This window comes from Paracoccus pantotrophus, assembly GCF_008824185.1.
GTDB lineage: Bacteria > Pseudomonadota > Alphaproteobacteria > Rhodobacterales > Rhodobacteraceae > Paracoccus > Paracoccus pantotrophus.
Window position 1 is genome coordinate 449,188 of sequence record NZ_CP044426.1, and the last position, 19,466, is coordinate 468,653.

The 19,466-nt window shown below is 71.6% G+C and carries 16 protein-coding genes; 5 read left to right on the forward strand and 11 right to left on the reverse strand.

Translation table 11 applies throughout. The features are described 5' to 3' along the window. Positions 1 to 89 precede the first annotated feature (89 nt). A complete protein-coding gene (locus ESD82_RS12635; protein ID WP_024843208.1) occupies positions 90 to 809 on the reverse strand; it encodes a 16S rRNA (uracil(1498)-N(3))-methyltransferase in 720 nt (239 codons plus the stop codon). A gap of 16 nt (positions 810 to 825) precedes the next feature. On the opposite strand from ESD82_RS12635, the gene ubiA reads away from it, so the two are divergent. The 3 genes from ubiA to ESD82_RS12650 all read left to right on the forward strand — a co-directional run bounded on the left by ubiA (position 826) and on the right by ESD82_RS12650 (position 4,493). After that, positions 826 to 1,797 carry a 4-hydroxybenzoate octaprenyltransferase gene (gene ubiA, locus ESD82_RS12640; protein WP_024843207.1) on the forward strand — a complete coding sequence of 324 codons (972 nt, stop codon included), beginning with the start codon at positions 826 to 828 and terminating at the stop codon, positions 1,795 to 1,797. Between the two features lie 62 nt (positions 1,798 to 1,859). Next, positions 1,860 to 4,130, forward strand: a complete 2,271-nt coding sequence (locus ESD82_RS12645) for an OmpA family protein (protein WP_244314572.1) — start codon at positions 1,860 to 1,862, stop codon at positions 4,128 to 4,130. Positions 4,131 to 4,160: 30 nt separating this feature from the next. Next, entirely contained in the window at positions 4,161 to 4,493 is a 333-nt protein-coding gene (locus tag ESD82_RS12650) for a hypothetical protein (protein WP_024843205.1), read from the forward strand. 147 nt (positions 4,494 to 4,640) lie between these two features. Here the strand turns inward: ESD82_RS12650 and ESD82_RS12655 are convergent, their stop codons facing one another. The 4 genes from ESD82_RS12655 to ESD82_RS12670 form a co-directional block, all read right to left on the reverse strand. Continuing rightward, positions 4,641 to 5,825 (reverse strand): amino acid aminotransferase, encoded by a 1,185-nt coding sequence (locus ESD82_RS12655; protein ID WP_024843204.1) that lies wholly within the window; start codon positions 5,823 to 5,825, stop codon positions 4,641 to 4,643. Further along, positions 5,825 to 6,685, reverse strand: a complete 861-nt coding sequence (gene sseA / locus ESD82_RS12660; protein ID WP_028709931.1) for a 3-mercaptopyruvate sulfurtransferase — start codon at positions 6,683 to 6,685, stop codon at positions 5,825 to 5,827. The genes ESD82_RS12655 and sseA overlap by 1 nt, the downstream gene beginning before the upstream one ends. Before the next feature lie 64 nt (positions 6,686 to 6,749). Beyond that, positions 6,750 to 7,220 (reverse strand): SsrA-binding protein SmpB, encoded by a 471-nt coding sequence (gene smpB, locus ESD82_RS12665; RefSeq protein WP_024843202.1) that lies wholly within the window; start codon positions 7,218 to 7,220, stop codon positions 6,750 to 6,752. A 104-nt stretch (positions 7,221 to 7,324) separates the two neighbouring features. Continuing rightward, positions 7,325 to 7,879, reverse strand: a complete 555-nt coding sequence (locus ESD82_RS12670; protein ID WP_147428195.1) for a hypothetical protein — start codon at positions 7,877 to 7,879, stop codon at positions 7,325 to 7,327. Between the two features lie 145 nt (positions 7,880 to 8,024). On the opposite strand from ESD82_RS12670, the gene ESD82_RS12675 reads away from it, so the two are divergent. Continuing rightward, on the forward strand, positions 8,025 to 9,686 hold the full coding sequence (locus ESD82_RS12675) for a thiamine pyrophosphate-binding protein (protein ID WP_147428194.1): 1,662 nt from the start codon (positions 8,025 to 8,027) through the stop codon (positions 9,684 to 9,686). 158 nt (positions 9,687 to 9,844) lie between these two features. On the opposite strand, the gene ESD82_RS12680 is transcribed toward ESD82_RS12675, so the two are convergent. The 6 genes from ESD82_RS12680 to ESD82_RS12705 all read right to left on the reverse strand — a co-directional run bounded on the left by ESD82_RS12680 (position 9,845) and on the right by ESD82_RS12705 (position 16,932). Next, positions 9,845 to 11,269, reverse strand: a complete 1,425-nt coding sequence (locus ESD82_RS12680; protein WP_147428193.1) for an inorganic phosphate transporter — start codon at positions 11,267 to 11,269, stop codon at positions 9,845 to 9,847. After that, positions 11,266 to 11,733, reverse strand: a complete 468-nt coding sequence (locus tag ESD82_RS12685) for an NUDIX hydrolase (RefSeq protein WP_147428192.1) — start codon at positions 11,731 to 11,733, stop codon at positions 11,266 to 11,268. Before ESD82_RS12685 ends, ESD82_RS12680 begins: the two co-directional genes overlap by 4 nt. Further along, complete coding sequence (arfB, locus tag ESD82_RS12690; RefSeq protein ID WP_024843197.1) at positions 11,730 to 12,161, reverse strand: alternative ribosome rescue aminoacyl-tRNA hydrolase ArfB; 432 nt, start codon at positions 12,159 to 12,161, stop codon at positions 11,730 to 11,732. Before arfB ends, ESD82_RS12685 begins: the two co-directional genes overlap by 4 nt. A gap of 66 nt (positions 12,162 to 12,227) precedes the next feature. Continuing rightward, complete coding sequence (gene pbpC / locus ESD82_RS12695; protein WP_244314573.1) at positions 12,228 to 14,279, reverse strand: penicillin-binding protein 1C; 2,052 nt, start codon at positions 14,277 to 14,279, stop codon at positions 12,228 to 12,230. 169 nt (positions 14,280 to 14,448) lie between these two features. Continuing rightward, positions 14,449 to 15,555: a YcjF family protein gene (locus ESD82_RS12700; protein WP_147428191.1), complete on the reverse strand. Its 1,107-nt coding sequence runs from the start codon at positions 15,553 to 15,555 to the stop codon at positions 14,449 to 14,451. A 9-nt stretch (positions 15,556 to 15,564) separates the two neighbouring features. Continuing rightward, positions 15,565 to 16,932, reverse strand: a complete 1,368-nt coding sequence (locus tag ESD82_RS12705) for a YcjX family GTP-binding protein (protein WP_147428190.1) — start codon at positions 16,930 to 16,932, stop codon at positions 15,565 to 15,567. 98 nt (positions 16,933 to 17,030) lie between these two features. On the opposite strand from ESD82_RS12705, the gene hrpB reads away from it, so the two are divergent. Beyond that, a complete protein-coding gene (gene hrpB / locus ESD82_RS12710; protein WP_024843193.1) occupies positions 17,031 to 19,439 on the forward strand; it encodes an ATP-dependent helicase HrpB in 2,409 nt (802 codons plus the stop codon). Positions 19,440 to 19,466: the final 27 nt, after the last annotated feature.

Sequence of the window (19,466 nt, forward strand, 5' to 3'; positions counted from 1 at the left end):
TAGGTGCCCGGAATGCATGCTGCGGTGCAATATTCTCCCGCGCGCAGGCGGTTTCCAGCGGGAAGATTGCGCGTTTCAGACCGGATCGTTCAGCGCCAGTCGCCCAGGGCCGCCTGCCAAAGCGCCAGTGACGCCACGGCAGCGGTGTCGGCGCGCAGGATTCGCGGGCCCAGGGCGACGGGCGTGACGCAATCCATTGCCGCAAGCCGCTTGCGTTCCGATTCGGACCAGCCGCCCTCGGGACCGATCAGAATCGCCCAGGGGCCGCGCGGCAGGCCGGACAGCACCTGCGCCGGCCCGGCCAGCGCCTCGTCGGCCCAGAGGATGCGCCGCCCGGCGTCCCAGCCGTCCAGCAGCCGCGACAGCGGCACCAGGTCGCCGACCTCGGGGACGAAGGTGCCGCCGCATTGCTCGGCGGCCTCGACGGCATGGGCCTGCAGGCGGTCCTGGCGGATGCGTTCGGAATTGGTGTGGTCGGTCTGCACCGGCAGGATGCGGGCGGCGCCCATTTCGGCAGCCTTTTCCACGATGAAATCGGTGCGCGCCTTCTTGATCGGGGCAAAGACCAGCCACAGGTCGGGCGGGTTGAGTTGCGGCGCGGTCCGGCGCAGCGCCGCCAGCGCGCCGTTCCGCTTGGCGATGCGCTCGATCCGCGCCAGCCATTCGCCGTCGCGGCCGTTGAAGACCAGGATCTCGTCCCCGGCACCCTGCCGCATGACCGAGGACAGGTAATGCGCCTGGTCGGGATTCAGCTCGACGCCTTGTCCCTCGGCCAGCGGGTGATCTATGAACAGTCTGATTTTCGCCATGATGGGGCGCAGCCTAATGCAGACCGACCACCGGACGCCAGAGGGGCCGACGCCAGAGGGCCCAAGCACCGTCGCCGACGCGCCGCCCGACAACTGGGTGGACCGCCACGCACCGCCGGACTGGAGGCCGTGGCTGCGCCTGTCGCGCGCCGACCGGCCGATCGGCACCTGGCTTCTGCTGCTGCCCTGCTGGTGGGGCATCGGGCTGGCGATGATCGCCGACGGGCCGGAATGGCGCGACCTGTGGATCGCGGTGGCCTGCGGCGTGGGCGCGGTGCTGATGCGCGGCGCCGGCTGCACCTGGAACGACATCACCGACCGCGACATCGACGACAAGGTGGCGCGCACGCGCTCGCGCCCCATCCCCTCGGGGCAGGTGACGGTCCGGGGCGCGCTGGTCTGGCTGGTGGCGCAGTCGCTGGCCGGCTTCGCCATCCTGCTGACGCTGGGCGGCGCGGCCATCGCGCTGGGCGTGGCCTCGCTGGCGCTGGTGGCGATCTATCCCTTTGCCAAGCGCTTCACCTGGTGGCCGCAGGTCTTTCTGGGCCTGGCCTTCAACTGGGGCGTGCTGCTGGCCTGGGCGGCGCATATGGGCAACCTGGCCCCGGCGCCGGTGCTGGCCTACCTGTCTGGCATCGCCTGGACGATCTTCTACGACACCATCTATGCCCATCAGGATGCCGAGGACGACGCGCTGATCGGCGTCAAGTCCACCGCCCGGCTGTTCGGCCGCGACACGCCGCGCTGGCTGGCGGGCTTCGCCGCCGCCTCGGTGCTGCTTCTGGGCCTGGCGGTGATGGCGGCGGCGCCCGCGGGGCTGGGCCTGACCCTGGGCCTGCTGGGCGTCGCCGGTTTCGCCGCGCATCTGGCCTGGCAGCTGTGGCGCTTCGACATGACCGACAGCGCCGGCTGCCTGCGGCTGTTTCGCAGCAATCGCGACGCCGGGCTGGTGGTTGCGCTGTTTCTTGCCTTGGCGGGGCTGGTCTGATTGCGAAAACCCGGCGCAGGGTTTACATGCGGCGGGTCGGTAACAGTCCCAAGGTTCCCCGGATGGCCAATCCCCAGCGGCAAGCGCGTCGTGGTCCTGTTCTTGTCGCCAGCCTGATCGCCCTTGCGGCGGCCGCCGGCCTGTCGTTCCTGGGCGCCCGCGCGGCCGCGGATTTCATCCAGACCCGCTCGGCCCAGGATCTGCGTGCCGCCCTGGCCGATTACGACTGGGTCGAGTTCACCACCGACGGCCTGCAGGTGCGGCTGGAAGGCATCGCGCCCGACGAGGTGCAGCGTTTCCGCGCCCGTGCCAGCGCCGAAACCGTGGTCGATGCGGGCCGCGTGATCGACCGGATGCAGGTCGCCGCCGCCGCCGAACTGGCCACCCCCGCCTTCGAGATCGAGCTTTTGCGCAACGACCAGGGCGTTTCGATCATCGGCCTGGTGCCCGCCACGCTGGACCGCGCTTCGCTGGTCGACCGGCTGAAGCGCCAGACCGGCGTGGCCCAGGTCTCGGACCTGATGGAAAGCGCCGATTACCCGGTTCCCGAGGATTGGGAGGATGCCTTTGCCTTCGGCCTCAGGGCCGCGCAGCTGGCCAAGCGCGCCAAGGTCTCGATCGCGGCCGGCGAGGTCTCGGTCCGCGCCATCGCCGACAGCCCGCGCGAAAAGCGCGACCTGGAGATGGCGCTGAACCGCGCCAGGCCGGCCACCGTGACGCTGACCGCCGACATCACCGCGCCGCGGCCGGTGATCGCGCCCTTTACCCTGCGCTTCGTCAAGGATGCGGCGGGCGCCCGCTTCGACGCCTGCGCCGCCGATACCGAAACCGCGCGCGACCGCATCCTGGAGGCCGGGCGCGCAGCCGGCGTGCCGGGCCAGCCGCCATGCACCCTGGGCCTGGGCGTGCCCTCGCCCCGCTGGGCCGATGCCGCCGTCCCTTCCATCCGCGCCGTCGAGGCGCTGGGGGCGGGTTCCGTCACCATCTCGGATACCGATGTGGCCCTGATTGCCCCCGCCGATATCGCGGCAGCGACCTTCGACGAGGCGGTCGGCCGGCTGGAGGCCGCGCTGCCCCCGGCCTTCACGCTGAGCGCCCGGCACGAAAAGCCCGGCGAGGTCCAGGCGGGACCGGCCGAGTTCTCGGCCATGGTCGATGCGGGCGGCGTCAGCCTGCGCGGCCGCATCACCGACGAGCGGATGCGCGACGCGGTGGAAGGCCTGGCGCGGGCGCGCTTCGGCCAGGTGGACAGCGCGCTGCGCAGCGATGCCTCGGTCCCCGAGGGCTGGACGCTGCGCGCCATCGCCGCGCTCGAGGCGCTGGACGGGCTTGCGCGCGGCGAGGCCAGGGTGACGCCCGAGCTGGTGCGCATCAGCGGCGTCTCGGGCAACCAGACCGCATCGGACCTGGCGGCGGCGCGGCTGGCGCAGCGGCTGGGTGCGGGCGCGCGCTATGAGCTGGCGATCCGCTACGACCGGCGCATGGATCCGCTTCTGGGCCTGCCCTCGGGCATCGAATGCGTGGACCGGCTGAACGCGGCGATGCAGCAATCCGAGATCGGCTTCGAGCCGAACAAATCCGTCATCGCCGGCGATCCGGGTCCGACGCTGGCGCTGCTGGCCGAGACGATGAAGCTTTGCGCGGATTTCCGCATCGAGATTGGCGGCCATACCGATTCGCAGGGGTCCGAAGGCTTCAACGCCGAACTCTCGCGCGCCCGTTCCCAGGCGGTGCTGGCGGCGATGACCGAGGCGGGGATGGATACCCGCAACATGACGGCCAGGGGCTATGGCGAAAGCCGGCCCATCGCCGACAACGACACCGATGCCGGGCGCGAGGCGAACCGCCGCATCGAGTTCCTGCTGCTGGCCGACGATCCCGTCGTCACCGAGGCCCCGGCCCCGGCCGAACTGGTCAAGGGTGTCACCGACAGTCCCGAAACCGTGGCGGCGCGGGCCGAACAGGCCGCGCGCCATGCCGCGACCGCCGCCCTCGGCCCGGCGCTGGGCGTGCCCACCGACCCCGAGGCGGCGCTGTTCGCCGCGACCGAGCCGGTGCGGCTGCTGCTGTCGGGGGTCGATCCGTCGCGCGTCGCCACCCAGCCGGCGCAAGAGGCCGCGCTGCCGGAACTGCCGGCGCTGCGGGCCGCGACGCTGCCCGCGGCCAGCCTGCTGCCCCCGCCCGCCGAGCCGGTCGAGCCCGCCGAGGCCGCCACCCGGCCGGTGCGCGAGGCGCTGGTCGGCGCCGCCACCGAGGCGGCGACCATGCCCGCGCGCGATGCCTTGCATGTGAACCGCCCGCTGCCGCGCCCCGAACCGGCCTCGGCGCCGTGATCCGCAACCCCTTGCCCTGAAGTCCCCTGCATGAACCGCACCGAATTCATCATCGCCACAGCGATCATCCTGTTCGCCGCCTTCATGCTGGGCTGGTTCGCAAGCTGGCTGGTCCACCGCCTGTCCCGCGTCACCCGCGCCGAGATGGGCGAGCTGGAGAGCATGGCCCAGCAGCTGCACGAGGCCGAGGAGCAGCGCGACCGCGCCGTGGACGCGCTGGAGACGCGCGAGGCCGACCTGGTCGCCCGACTGTCCCGCACCGAGGCCGAGCTGCGCGCCAGGCAGGCGCAGCTGCGCGAAAGCCTGACCGAGGTCGAGGAATTGCGCGACTATATCGACCGCAAGCTGGGTCGCAAGGGCTAAGCGGGCGCGTGACGGGGCTGCCGGGCCGGGGCTCTGCCCCGGACCCCGGGGTATTTGGAAAACGGAGAAAGGCGGGGCTTTCGGCGCGTTGCCGGAAATGCAGAACCGCCGGGCCAGGCCGGCGGTTTCGGTTTTCGGGCGGTCAGGTCAGACCCCGGCCTCGATGATGGCGCGGGCCAGGATCGGGATGGTGTCCTGGTTCAGCCCGGCGATATTGATGCGCGAATCGCCCACCATGTAGATGCCGAATTCTTCCTTGATGCGCTTGACCTGTTCGGGCGTGGCGCCGAGGCGCGAGAACATGCCGCGATGCTGGGCCACGAAGCCGAAACGGTCCGAACCGCTGAGGTCGCGCAGCTCGCCCGCCAGCTGCTCGCGCAGCTTGAGCATGCCGCCGCGCACCGCTTCCAGTTCGGCCATCCAGTCGGCGCGGAGTTCCGGCGTGGTCAGCACGGTCGAGACGATCTTGGCGCCGTGGAAGGGCGGGAAGGAATAGGTCTGGCGGTTCAGGAAGGCCATGGCGCCCTGGGCCAGCTCGCGGGTCGCGGCATCGGGGCAAAGCGCCAAGAGGCAGCCGGTGCGTTCGCGGTAGATGCCGAAGTTCTTGCTGCAGGAGGCCGCGATCAGCACCTCGGGGATGCGCGAGGCGATCAGCCGGGTGCCGGCCGCGTCTTCTTCCAGCCCGTCGCCGAAGCCCTGATAGGCCAGGTCGATCAGCGGCAGCGCCCCGGTCTTTTCCAGGATCGCGGCGACCTCGGCCCATTGCTCCAGCGTCAGGTTGGCGCCGGTCGGGTTGTGGCAGCAGCCGTGCAGCAGCACCACGTCGCCCTTTTTCGCCTGGGCGATGTCGGCCTTCATGCCCTCGAAATCGACGCCGCGGGTCTCGGCGTCGAAATAGCGATAGGTCTGGACCGGCAGGCCCATGAAATTCATGATCGAGACATGGTTGGGCCAGGTCGGGTCGCTGACGAAGACCCGCAGGTCGGGGTTCGCCATGCGCGCCAGTTCCAGCGCCTGCCGGATGGCGCCGGTGCCGCCGACGGTGGCCAGCGTCGCGGTGGTCTCGGGCTTGAGCCCCTCGCCCAGGATCAGCTCGCCCATGGCCTTGTGGAATTCGGGCTCGCCCGACAGGCCGGCATAGGTCTTGGTGGTCTCGGTCTCCAGCATGCGCTGTTCGGCGGCATGGACGGCGCGCATGATCGGGGTGTGGCCGGTCGCGTCCTTGTAGACCCCCACGCCCAGGTCGATCTTGCCCTGGCGGGGATCGGTCCTGAATTCGCCCATCAGGGCCAGGATCTTGTCGGGGGCCTGCGGTTTCAGATTGCCCAGCATCACGCGTCTCCGGTTGCGATTTTAAGGTCGGGGAAGCTGCCCCATTCGGCCCAGCTTCCGTCATAAAGCGAATGGTCCCGGTGCCCGATCCGTTCGAGCGCCAGGAACAGCGAGGCCGCCGTCACCCCCGAGCCGCAGGTGGTGATCACGGGTTTCGACAGGTCCACGCCGGCGGTTTCGAACTCGGCCCGGAGTGCCGCGGCCGGCTTCAGCGTGCCGTCCGCGTTGTAGAGCCGGCCGAAGGGCAGGCTTTTCGAGCCGGGGATATGGCCCGAGCGCAGGCCGGGGCGCGGCTCGGGCGCCTCGCCGCGGAAGCGTTCGGCCGAGCGGGCGTCGACGATCTCGTGATCGGCAAGCTTGCTGGCGGCGGCGACCTGGGTCACGTCGCGCACCAGCGCCGCCTGACGCTGCACGGTGATGTGGCGGTCGCGCAGGATCGGCGGCATGTCCTCGGTCTCGCGGCCCTCGGCCAGCCACTTGCCGAAACCGCCGTCCAGCACCGCCACGTCCTGTTTGCCCATCAGCTTGAAGGTCCACCAGACCCGCGCCGCCGAACGCACCGGCGAGTTGTCGTAGACCACGACCTGGTGGCCGTCGCCGATGCCCATGGCGCGCATGCGGCTGATGAACATCTCGGGCTGCGGCGCCATGTGCGGCAGCTCGCTGCGCTTGTCGGCGATCTCGTCGATGTCGAAGAAGCGGGCGCCGGGGATATGCGCGGCCATGTATTCGGCCCGCGCGTCGCGGCCCGGCTCCAGGAACCAGCTGGCGTCGATGATGCGCAGGTCGGGATCGTTCAGATGGGCCGCGAGCCAGCCGGTCGAGACCAGCACTTTCGGATCGTCGGAATCGGTGGACATCGGCCTTCCCCCGCGCGCGCAGAAACGACACCGATGTAACCGCAGCCGCGCGGGGCGGCAAGGCTTAACCCTGCTTCAGCAAACGCTGTTTCTGCCGGTTCCAGTCGCGCTTGGCGGCGGTTTCGCGCTTGTCGGCGACCTTCTTGCCCTTGGCGACGCCGATCTTCAGCTTTACCTTGCCGCGGTCGTTGAAATACATCACCAGCGGCACCAGCGTCATGCCCTCGCGGCCGATGGCCTGCCAGAGGCGGCTGAGTTCCTTTTTCGACACCAAGAGCTTGCGGCGGCGCCGTTCCTCGTGGCCAAAGACGCCGGCCTGCTTGTAGGCGGCGATATAGGCGTTGATCAGCCACAGCTCGCCCTGTTCCACCGAGGCATAGCTTTCGGCGATGTTGGACTGGCCGGTGCGCAGGCTTTTCACCTCGGACCCGGTCAGCATGATGCCGACCTCGAGATCGCTTTCGATGAAGTAGTCGAAGCGCGCCCGGCGGTTCTCGGCGATGATCTTGTAGTTCGGGTCGGATTTCGTGGCCATGATCGGGCAGAGATAGGGCGGGGGGCCGTGGCTGTAAAGGCCGGACTGTTTCGGCCAGGCGGGCCGCGGCGGACCCGCCTGCGCCGGCCGGCCACCCTGCGGGATCAGCGCGGGACGCCGGTGCGGAAGCGGTCGAGCTGCGCCGGGGACAGGCCGCGCGTCGTTCCGGCAGGGGTGCCGAAGCAGGCCGCCTGGGTGCCGACATCCTCTCCGCTGACCCCGACCACGCCGATGTTCAGCGCAAGCTCCGCGGGGAACTGCACGATCCGCTCGCCTGCTTTTTCGAACCGGACCTCGCTGGTGGCGATCGGCGCGCCGCCTCGGGGTTCCCACAGATAGACCGTCGCCTGCGTCTCGCCCGACGCGCGCAACGTCAAATGCAGCGCGCCATAGGGCCGCCATTGGCTTGTGGTCTCGTCGATCGCCATGACCAGCGGGGGGTAGATATCCGCCTTCAGCGTGTTCTTGCCGTCGATCCTGGCGATCTCGTAGGGGCCCAGCAACCCGCTGACCATGAAGCCGTCGACATATCCGGGCTCATGCGTGCCGACCGCCATCCGCTGGAAGGCGGCGCAATCGGGATAGCCGGGCGGCGGCTCCAGGACAGGTTCGCATCCCGCCAGGACCAACGGAACGAAAAGACAGATCAGCTTGCGCATTTCATTCTCCAAGGGTTTGAAAAACTTGGGAAAGCGTAATCACATTTCCGTGATCATCAATGATTCTTCCGCCTGCGGGGCTGGCGGGCTAAGCTGCCGGCGGTCCTTGAGGGCCGATGGGTGCGAGGACAGGGAGGCGGCGGCGATGCGGCATGGCGGGCAGATTCTGGTTGATGCGCTGAAGGCGAACGGGGTCGGGCGGGTGTTCTCGGTTCCCGGCGAAAGCTTCCTGGCGGTGCTGGACGGGCTTTACGCCTCGGGCATCCAGAACGTCGTCTGCCGGCACGAGGGCGCCGCCGCGATGATGGCCGAGGCGCAGGGCAAGCTGACCGGGCGGCCGGGCGTGGCTTTCGTCACCCGCGGTCCCGGCGCCAGCAATGCCAGCGCCGGGGTGCATGTGGCGCGGCAGGATTCGACGCCGATGATCCTGTTCGTCGGCCAGATCGCCCGCGCCGACCGCGACCGCGAGGCGTTTCAGGAGGTCGATTACCGCGCCATGTTCGGCCCGTTGGCGAAATGGGTGGCCGAGATCGACCAGACCGAGCGTATCCCGGAATATGTCTCGCGCGCCTTTCACCTGGCCATGTCGGGCCGGCCCGGCCCGGTGGTGCTGGCGCTGCCCGAGGACATGATCTCGGCCCGCGCCGAGGTGCCCGACATCGCCCCGCCGGCCGCGCCGCTTTCCGCTGTCGCCGGGGAATCGATCAAGGCCGTCGCCCAGGCGCTGGCCGGGGCCGAGCGGCCGCTGGTCGTGCCTGGCGGCACGCTGTGGTCGCAGGCGGCCGCCGACGACCTGGCGCGCTTTGCCGCAGGCTGGGGCCTGCCGGTCGCCGTGCCCTTCCGCCGGCAGAGCCATATGGACAATGCGCATCCGAACTATGTCGGCGACCTGGGCGTCGGCATGAATCCGGTGCTGGGGCAGGCGCTGTCGCAGGCGGATTGCCTGTTGTCCCTGGGCTCGCGGCTGGGCGACACGCTGACCCGCGGCTACGAGCTGATGGACCCGGTGCGCCCGCATGCGCGGGTGATCCATGTCCACCCCTCGCCCGATGAGCTGGGACATCTCTGGCGGCCCGATCCGGGGCTGGTGGCCGATCCGCGCGCGATGGTGGCGGCGCTGGCCGCCTTGCCGGCGCCGCGGCGCTGGGACGGCTGGACCGCCGGGCTGCGCGCGGGTTACGAGGCTTGGCAGCAGCCTCGGCCCACCCCCGGCGCGGTGCGGATGGAGGCGGTGATGCGCTGGCTGTCCGACCATCTGCCGCCCGATGCGATCATCGCCAACGGCGCCGGGAACTACGCCGCCTTCATCCATCGCTATTACCGCTTTCGCCGCTGGGGCACGCAACTGGCGCCGACCTCGGGCTCAATGGGCTATGGCCTGCCCGCCGCCATCGCCGCCAAGCTGCAGCATCCTGATCGCATCGTGGTCTGCATGGCCGGCGACGGCTGTCTGCAGATGACGGTGAACGAGCTTTCTACCGCCGCCCAGCACGGTGCCGCCGTCATCGTCATCGTGGCGAACAACGGCCATTACGGCACCATCCGCATGCATCAGGAGCGCAGCTATCCCGGCCGCGTCTCGGGCACGGCGCTGGCCAATCCCGATTTCGCGGCGCTGGCCCGCGCCTATGGCGGCCATGGCGAACGGGTCGAGATGCAGGAGGATTTCGCCGAGGCCTTCGCCCGCGCCCAGGCCGCCGGTACCCTGGCGGTTCTGGATCTGGCGCTGGACCCCGAGGCGCTGAGCACCGGGGCCACGCTCTCGGAAACCCGTGCCGCGGGCGAGGCGGCGTTGCGCCGCGCCTGACGGGCGGCAAGCGCGGCCGAGGGGCCGCAGGCGGCGGCATCAAGCCTCGCGGTCCGGATCGGGCGCCGGCTGCCGCGTGCAGGCCGAAGCCGGGCAGCCGGGCGCATGCCGGCCCGGCCAGAGCCCGCGGACATGAGGTTTCCCCGGAAAGCTCGGCCCTAGAACCCGCCGATCCAGACCAGCGCCGCGGCCAAAACCGCCGCCGCCGGCACCGTGATCAGCCAGGCACCGAGGATCATCCGCATGTAGGAGCGGCGCACCAGGTGGCGGCGACGGCGTTCTTCGGCGGGCAGGGGTGGCTGGCTGGCGGCCAGCCGCCGGTCACGCCATTCGCGGTAGAAGCCGACCCCGAACACGCCCCCCACCGCGACATGCGTGGTCGAGAGCGGCAGGCCCAGAAGCGAGGCGCCCAGCACCGTCGCCGCCGTCGCCAGCGACACGCAAAGCGCGCGTGATGCGTTCAGCCGGGTGATGCGGCTGCCGACCATATGCACCAGCCGGCGCCCGAACAGCAGGATCCCCAGCGCAATGCCCAGGCCGCCCAGCAGCAGTACCAGCCGGCCGCGCAGGGCATCGTCCCCCCCGGCCGACAGGCTGTCGAGGATGATGGTCAGCGGCGCGGCCACGTTCGATGTGTCGTTGGCGCCATGGGCAAAGCCCATGACCAGCGCCGCGGCGATCAGCGGCACCGCCAGCAACTGCTTCATCGCCAGCCGGCCGCCGGCCTCGCCGCGCGACTGCCGGTCGATGCGTCGCCGGGTATAGGCCCAGCCGAGCGCGCCGCAAGCCAGCGCCAAGACCGCATTCGCCGCCAGCCCCGTGCCATGCCAGGCCAGCTCCGCCACCCCCGCCAGCATGGCCGAGGCCAGCCCGACCACCACCGGCATCCAGGTGCGGGCGGCGGCGACGCGATCCTCGCGATCCAGCACCAGCACACGCAGCAGCGCCATCAGCCCCGCCGCCGCCAGGCCCGAGACCAGCGGCGAGACGATCCAGCCAAAGGCGATCATGCCCATGGCCGGCCAGTTTACCGCCTCCAGGCCAAAGGTCGCCATCCCCGCCCCGGCGATGGCGCCGACCACCGAATGCGTGGTGCTGACCGGTGCGCCGAGCCAGGTGGCAAGGCTGATCCAGCTGCCCGCCGCCAGCAGCGCCGCCAGCATCATCCGCGCCGTCGCCTCACCTTCGCCCAGCGTATTGCCGACCAGCCCCTCGGTCAGCGTGGCGGTGACGGCGCGGCCGGCGATGACCGCGCCCATGACCTCCATCGCCGCGACCAGGACGAGGCCGGCGGTCATGCCGATGGCGCCTGCGCCCACCGCCGGCCCCAGGGCGTTGGCCACGTCGTTGCCGCCGATCGACAGCGCCAGATAGGCGGCGACCGCCAGACTGGCCGCCAGGATGCCGATGGCCGGCTGGCCGGTGAAAAGGCCGGTGCCGACATAGCTGGCGGCGGCGATGAAGATCAGCGCCAGCCCCAGCCGCAACAAGGGCCGCGCCGAATGCAGCACCGCCCGCTCGGTATTGGTGACGCGGCTCAGATCCTTGTCGAGCGTGCGGTATTCGCGGGGTTCGCGCCTCATTCCGGAGAATGCCGCCGCTCGGCGGGCAGGCGGCGCAGGATCTGCTGCAGCCCGGTCTCGGCCACCATGCGGGCGGCGTCCTGGGGCGCGAACCAGCGGCGCTGACGCTCCTGCGCCTCGGGGAACTGCGTTTCCAGCGCCTCGACATACAGCGGAAAGACCCGCACCTCGACCGGGATGGCAAAGCCGCGGTCCTGGTCCTTGTCATAGTGATAGCGGCCGATCTCGACCTCGCCGACGCGGCCCTTGACGCCGGCTTCCTCCCATGCCTCCTGCCGGGCGGCATCGGCCAGGCTGCGGCCGGCCATGGGCCAGCCCTTGGGCACGATCCAGCGCCCGGTGCCGCGGCTCGTCACCAAAAGCACCTCGCCGGTCGCTTGGTTCAGGCACAGCGCCGCGACCTGCATGTCGGGCGGGCGGCGGCCGATCAGCCGCGCCAGCCTTTCGCGGAACTCGACGATCATGCCGGATCCTCCGCGTCGCGGATGCGGCCGCGCATCGCCTTGACCGCGCCGCGCTGGGTCTTGGCGGCCAGCCGGCGGCGCTGGCTGCCCAGCGTCGGCCGGGTGGCGATGCGCTTGCGCGGCGCGACCAGCGCCTGGCGGATCAGCTCGGCCAGCCGCTCGCGCGCAAGCTCGCGGTTGCGGGCCTGGCTGCGGGTCTCCTCGGCCCGGATCAGCAGGGCGCCGTCCTGGGTCCAGCGCCGCCCCGCCAGCCGCTTCAGCCGCGCCTTGACCGGTGGGGCCAGATGCGGCGACCGCTCGGCCTCGAAGCGCAGTTCCACCGCGGTCTCGACCTTGTTCACGTTCTGCCCGCCCGGTCCCTGGGACCGGGTGAACTGTTCGGACAGTTCCCATTCCTCGATGGCGATCTGGTCGGTGATGCGAAGCATGGTGCGAATATGTCGCAAATCCCGGTTAAGAAAAGGCCAAGCGAATCGCGAAGCGCGCAAATTATGTCAGTGCAGCCGGATTGCCGCACTGGCCGAGGCGCCATCGGCATCCACCACCGTCAATTCGGCAAAGCCGGGGCCGGGATTGGGCAGGCTGGCCGTGGGCTGCGGCCGGGCGATGGCGGCGGGCGCGCCGTTCAGCAGGAAGGTCCAGGGCCCGCGCCCGCCCCGCGCCTTGGCAGTCAGCGGTCCTGCTGCGTCGATCTCGGCCCCGTCGGGTGGATAGGTCAGGCGCAGCGCATCAGGGGCGGCGGGGCCCGCCGCCATGGCGCTGGCCTCGCCCGGCGGGGCAAAGCGGCGCAGGGGCAGTGGCAGGGCGCTGTTCGGCAGGGTCAGCGCCTGCGGCGGAGGCGGCGGCAGCGCCACCGCGGGCAGGGCGTCGAACAGGTCGAACAGCACCGGCGCCGCCAGCTCGCCGCCAAAGGCGCCGGGCACCGGTGTGCCGTCCGGCCGCCCCAGCCAGACCGCGCCGACCCGCGCCCCATCGAAGCCGATTGCCAGCGCGTCGCGATGCCCATAGGAGGTGCCGGTCTTGTAGGCCAGCGCGCGCTGCCGCGCACCCCGCGGGGCGGGGTTCTGGCTCAGGATATGGCCGACCTGCCAGGCCGCGACCGGGCCGAACATCGGCGCGGCCAGTTCCCGGCTGCCGCCCGGCAGCGGCGACAGCGTGATGCCCCGGCCGCCGCGCGCCAGCGCCGTATAGCCCTCGGCCAGCCCCTCCAGCGTCACGCCCGCACCGCCCAGCACGATGGCCAGCCCCGGCGCCTCGCCCGGCAGGCGCAGCTCGACCCCGCCGCGGCGCAGCGCCTGGGTGATGCGGTTCGGCCCCACCGCCTCGGCCAGCTTCACCACCGGGATGTTCAGCGACCAGACCAGCGCGTTCTTCAGGCTGACGGTGCCGCGGAAATGATGGTCGAAATTCTGCGGCTGCCAGCGGCCGAAGGCGGTGGGCCGGTCCTCGATCAGCGTCTCGGGATGCGCCAGCCCGTCGTCGAAGGCCAGCCCGTAGACGAAGGGTTTCAGCGTCGAGCCCGGAGAGCGCCAGGCCCGCGCCATGTCCACGAAACCGGCCGAGGCGCCATCCGTCCAGTCCGCCGCGCCGACCTCGGCCAGGATCTCGCCCGTCCGGTGATCGGCCAGCACCACGGCCGCCGAGAGCCGCCGCCCGGCGCCGCGCACGGCGCGCGAGGCCAGCTCCTCGGCCCGGCGCTGCAGGCGCACGTCGATGGTGGTCTCGATCCGTGCCGCGCCGGGGTTTTCCCGCACCAGCCGCGCGGCCAGCAGGGGCGCCAGCGCCGGAAAGGCGCGGCGCATCCGCGGCACCGGCTCGGCCATCGCCGCCCGCGCATCGGCATCGGAGATCAGCCCGGCCCGCGCCGCCCGCGCCAGAACCCGGTCCCGCGCCGCCTTGGCGGCTGCGGGGAAACGGTCCGGCCGTCGCGTCTCGGGCGATTGCGGCAGCGCCACCAGCAGCGCCGCCTGGGCGGGCGAGAGCCGCCGCGGCTCCTTGCCGAACCATTGCAGGGATGCCGCCCGGATGCCCTCGACATTGGCGCCATAGGGGGCAAGGCGCAGGTAAAGCTCCAGGATCCCGCGCTTCTCCAGCCGCCGCTCCAGGGCCAGGGCCAGCCGCATCTGCCGCGCCTTGCCGGCCCATTGCCCGGTCGGCCCCTCCTCGATCAATCGCGCCACCTGCATGGTCAGCGTGGATCCGCCCGAAACCACCCGCCCCTGCCGCAGCGCCTGCCAGCCCGCGCGCAACAGCGCCCGTCCGTCGACCCCGGCATGGCGCTGGAACCGCTGATCCTCCCACAGCAAAAGCATGTCCAAGAACAATGGATCGACCGGCCCCGCATCCAGCCGCCAGCGCCCGTCGGCCACCTGGAAGGGCCGCAGCAAGCTGCCGTCCCGCGCCACCACCTCGACGCCGACGGGCACATCGAGCCGGGGCAGCGCGGTCGCATCGACCCAGGCATCCAGCCGGTCGCGAAGCCCGGCGCCCAGCCCAAGCAGCAGCACGAAAGACATCAGCAACAGGGCGGCACGGCGCGCTCTCATGCCGGATTTATACGCCAGCACGCCCCGACAGGAAACGGTTGCTTCTTTGCTCTGAAAATACCCGGCCGGCGGTGCAGATGCGCGCGGCCGGATGGGTATTGGGGGAGCAAAGAAGACGAGCAGGCCCTGCGCGTTTCACCGTTTCTCAAATACCCCAGCAACGGGGCGCCTAGCGCGGCTCATCCTCGCCGAACAGCCCCTTCAGCCCGCGCGCGATCAGGTTGCCGACCCGCGGCCTCGGCTGGTGGATGAAGGGCAGCGGCCGGCAGACCTCCATCGCGGCGATGCCGACGCGGGCGGTCAGGGCGCCGTTCACCACCCCCTCGCCGAAGCGTTTCGAGACCTTGGCGAGCAGGCCGCCGCCGGCCACGGTATGGATCAGGTCGTCGCCGGCGGCGACGGCGCCGGTGGCGATCAGATGCGTCATCACCGTGCGCGCCAGCCGCCAGCCGCCGACAGCGCCGGCGCGGCCGCCATAGATCTCGGCCATGCGGCGGATCATGCGCAGGTTCGCCGCCAGCGCCGCGATCACGTCGGCCAGCGCCAGCGGGATCAGCGCGGTGGCGGCGGCGACGGTGCGGGCGGCGGCCTCGATCTCGCGCCGGGCCTCAAGGTCCAGGGCCGCCAGCAACTCGGTTTCGGCCAGCGCGATCAGCGTCTCGGCATCATAGGCGTCGGGCTTGCGCTCCTTGAGCCGGGTCAGCCCCCATTCCAGCTCCGGCCGGGCGCGATACAGGCCCTCCATCCGCGCCACCACATGCTGCGCTGCCTTCAGGTCGCCCGAGGCCAGCGCCGCCCCCGCCTCGCGGTTGATGCCGTCGATGGCGGCAAAGCGCGACCAGGCGCGGTATTCGCGAAACGCCATCCCCAGCGCCGCGAGGCAGAACAGCACCATCAGCGCGATGCCGATCCAGCCCAGCAGCGGATAGCTGTTCAGCAGGTCGGTCAGGTAGCGCAGCGCCGCCACCGACAAAAGGAAGGTGAACAGCGCCACCCCGGTATTGATGAAGAAGCGCGTCAGCCGCGATGGCCCGCGCCCGACCAGCCGGGCGACAAGCTGCATGGTGCGCGGCTGCGGCAGGGGCGGGGCCAGCCCGTCGTCGATCATCGGCGCATCGGCGGGCGAGGGCGCGGGTTCGCCCTCGCGCCACTCGGCCCGCGGCGCCTTGCGGTCGCGCTGGCCGGCTTGGGGCCGGGGCGGTTCGGCCGCGGCCTGCTCGGGTGGACCGCCCATTTCCAGCAGCACCGGCCCGCGCCGTTTCGGGGGTTCAGCCATGGCGCTCTCCTATAGCCTGTCGCCGATCAGGAACTCGGCCGCGCGGTCCAGCCGGATATGCGGCGGCCCGTCGCCCGGCCGCAGCGTGCCGGGCGCCGGGGCGAAATCCATGATCGCGTAATCGCCCTCCAGCCAGCGGGTCGCGCCCTGGCTTGCCGGCACCAAGAGCTCGGCCGGATTGGCCGGCAGCTCGCCCGGATAGAAGGCCGCCTGCCGCCCGTCCATCAGCGTGCCGCGCACCGCGGGCAGCTCCTCGCCGTCCTGCCGGATCAATTCCTCGGTGGTGGTGCGCAGCGAGGCGATGGACATGGCCTCGGTCCGCGCGCCCGAGAAATCGGCGCGGTCGCGGGCCTCGCGCAGCATGGCGGCGGTGATCGAGGTCAGGCGCGGATGCTGGATGTGGTGCAGGTGGTCGGCCTTGGTCGCGGCGAACAGGATCCGCCCCACCCGGCGCGAGCCCAGAAGCTGCGCCAGCCAGCCGGCGCGGCCGGGGCGGAAGGCGGTCAGGATGTCGGCCATGGCGCGGCGCATGTCCTCGACCGCCTGCGGCCCGGCATGGATGGCGCCCAGCACGTCCATCAGCACCACCTGCCGGTCGATGCGGGCGAAATGGTCGCGGAAGAACGGCTTCACCACCCGCGCCTTGTAGGCGCCGAAACGGCGCGCGAACTCGCGCCCCAGGGACGTCGCCTGCATCTCGTGCGGCAGGGGGGTGAAGGTCAGCGCCGGCGAGCCGTCCAGCTCCCCCGGCATCAGGAAACGGCCGGGGGTGCAGTCCGACCAGCCCGCCTCGCGCGCCAGGTGCAGGTGCCTCGTATAGGCCGCGGCCAGCGCCTGCGCGGCGGTCTCGTCAAAGCGGCCCGGCTCGGTCGCCGCCAGCGCGGCGCGGAAATCCCCGGCACCGGGACGAGCGGCCATGCGCTCCAGAACCTCTTGCGACCATTGGTCGAAATCCTTCTCTATCAGCCGCAGGTCCAAGAGCCACTCGCCCGGATAGTCCACGATGTCGAGATGCAGCACCTGCTGGCCGCGCCAGCCGGCGATCAGCCCGCGCGGCTGGATGCGCAGCGACAGACGCAGCTGGCTGACATGGCGGGTGCCCTCGGGCCAATGCGGGTCGGGGCCGGTCATCGCCGCCAGATGCCGCTCGTAATCGAAGCGCGGCACGGTGTCGTCGGGCTGCGGCTGCAACCACGCCGCCTTCAGCGAACCGTCGGCCGCGGCCCGCAGCGCCGCCATGCGCCCGCGATCCAGCAGATTCGCCACCAGCGAGGTGATGAACACGGTCTTGCCGGCCCGCGACAGCCCCGTCACCCCCAGCCGGATCACCGGGTCCGAGATGCCCAGGCCCTGCATCAGATCGTCGGCGATACCCATTCCGTCCCTCGCTTTGGCCGGGTCAAGATAGGCAGGCCGGCGGCGGATGTGTAGGGGCACCTCTTTTCGCCCCGACGGCGCTTTGCCATAAGGCGGGGATGCAGTTGCCCATCGACGCCGTATTGCCCGACCTGACCGCCGCGCTGGCCGCGCATGGCCGTGCCGTGCTGATGGCGCCGCCCGGCGCCGGCAAGACCACCCGCGTCCCCCTGGCGCTGCTGCCCGCGATTTCCGGCCGCATCCTGATGCTGGAGCCGCGCCGCCTTGCCGCCCGCGCCGCGGCCGAGCGCATGGCCGAGACGCTGGGCGAGCCCTTGGGCCGCACCGTCGGCTATCGCATCCGCGGCGAGGCGGTGGCGGGCACCCGCATCGAGGTGGTGACCGAGGGCATCCTGACCCGGATGATCCAGTCCGACCCCGAGCTTTCCGGCATCGGCTGCGTGATCTTTGACGAATTCCACGAGCGCAGCCTGAACGCCGACCTTGGCCTGGCCCTGGCCTGGGAGGCGCGGGGGGCGCTGCGGCCCGACCTGGCGCTGCTGGTGATGTCGGCGACGCTGGATGCAGAGCCGGTCGCGGCGCTGATGGAGGGCGCGCCGGTCATCCGCTCGGAAGGTCGCGCCTTTCCGGTCGAGACGCGCTGGCTGGACCGCCCCCTGCCCGCGGGCGCCCGGCTGGTCTCCGAGGCGGCGCGGCTGATTACCCAGGCCGAGGCGGCGACGCGCGACACCGGCGGCACCATCCTGGCCTTCCTGCCGGGCGAGGGCGAGATCCGCCGCGTCCAGGCCATGCTGGACGTCGATGCCGAAGTGCTGCCGCTTTACGGCGCCATGGATTTCAAGGCGCAGCGCGCCGCCCTGCAACCCCCGGGCGGGCGGCGGCGGATCGTGCTGGCGACCGCGATCGCGGAAACCTCGCTGACCATTCCCGACGTGAAGGTGGTGGTCGATGCCGGCCGGGCGCGGCGGGCGCGCTTCGATCCCGGCTCGGGCATGTCGCGGCTGGTGACCGAGCGCGTCAGCCGCGCCGAGGCCGAGCAGCGCCGCGGCCGTGCCGGCCGCGTCGCGCCGGGCATCTGCTATCGGATGTGGGCGCGGGCCGAAGAAGGCGCGCTGCCCGCCTTCGCCCCGCCCGAGATCGCCGTGGCCGACCTGGCCGGGCTGGCGCTGGAACTGGCGATCTGGGGCTCGGACGGGCGCGACCTCGCCTTCCTGACGCCGCCGCCCGAGGCGGCGCTCTCCGAGGCGCGGGCGCTCTTGCGCGACCTCGGCGCGCTGGACGGGGACAACCGCATCACCCCGCACGGCCGGCGTCTGGCGCCGCTGCCGCTGCATCCGCGACTGGCGCATATGCTGGTCACGGCCGGGCGCGAGGCCGCCGACCTCGCCGCGCTGATGGCCGAGCGCGACCCGCTGACCGGCGCACCCGCCGACCTGACCCTGCGGCTGGCGGCGATCCGCGACCTGCGCGCCTATCAGGACCGCCACCCCTGGCCGGCCAACCCCGGCACGCTGCACCGCATCCGCGACGAGGCGAAACGCCTGCGCCGCATGGCGGGCGAGGGCGCCGGCCTGTCGCCGGGCGCCATGGCCGCGCTGGCCTATCCCGACCGCATCGGGCTGCGCCGCAAGGGCGAGCAGCCGCGCTATGTGCTGTCGGGCGGCAAGGGCGCGGTGCTGCCCGAGGGCGACGCGCTGGCCGCACAGCGCCTGATTGTCGCGACCGACCTTGACGGCGATGCGCGCGAGGCCCGCATCCGCATGGCGGTGGCGGTGGATGAGGACGAGATCCGCGCCCTGTTCCCCGACCGCATCGAGACCGTCGAGCTGGTGGAATGGTCCCGCCGCGACAGCCGCGTCCTTGCCCGCCGGCAGGAACGCCTTGGCGCGCTGGTGCTGGCCGACCGGGCGCTGGACGATCCCGACCCGCAGGCGCTGGCCCGCGCCGCCTTCGAGGGGCTGCGCGCGACCGGGCTGACCTGGAGCCCCGGCGCCGCGCGGCTGCGGGCACGGGTCGCGCTGATCCCGGAACTCGGCCCGGTCGATGACGAAAGCCTGCTTGCCGATCCCGACTGGCTGCTGCCCTGGCTGGGCAAGGTGCGGACCCTGGCCGACCTGCGCGGGCTGGACCTGAGCGAGGCGCTGAAGGCGCGCATCGGCTGGGACGGCCAGCGCCGGCTGGATCAGGCGGCGCCGGCGCATTTCGTCACGCCGCTGGGCCGCAGGGTGCCCATCGACTACGACCACGAGACACCCTCGGTCGAGCTGAAGCTGCAGGAACTGTTCGGCCTGTCGCGCCATCCGGTGGTCGGCAACCGGCCCTTGCGCATCACCCTGCTGTCGCCCGGCGGCAAGCCCGTCGCGGTGACCACGGACCTGCCGGGTTTCTGGGCCGGGGGTTACGGCGATGTCCGTAAGGACATGCGCGGCCGCTATCCGCGCCATCCCTGGCCGGAAAACCCGCTGGAAGCCGACCCGACCACTCGCGCCAAGCCGCGCGGAACCTGATCATTTCACCGTTTCCCAAATACTCCG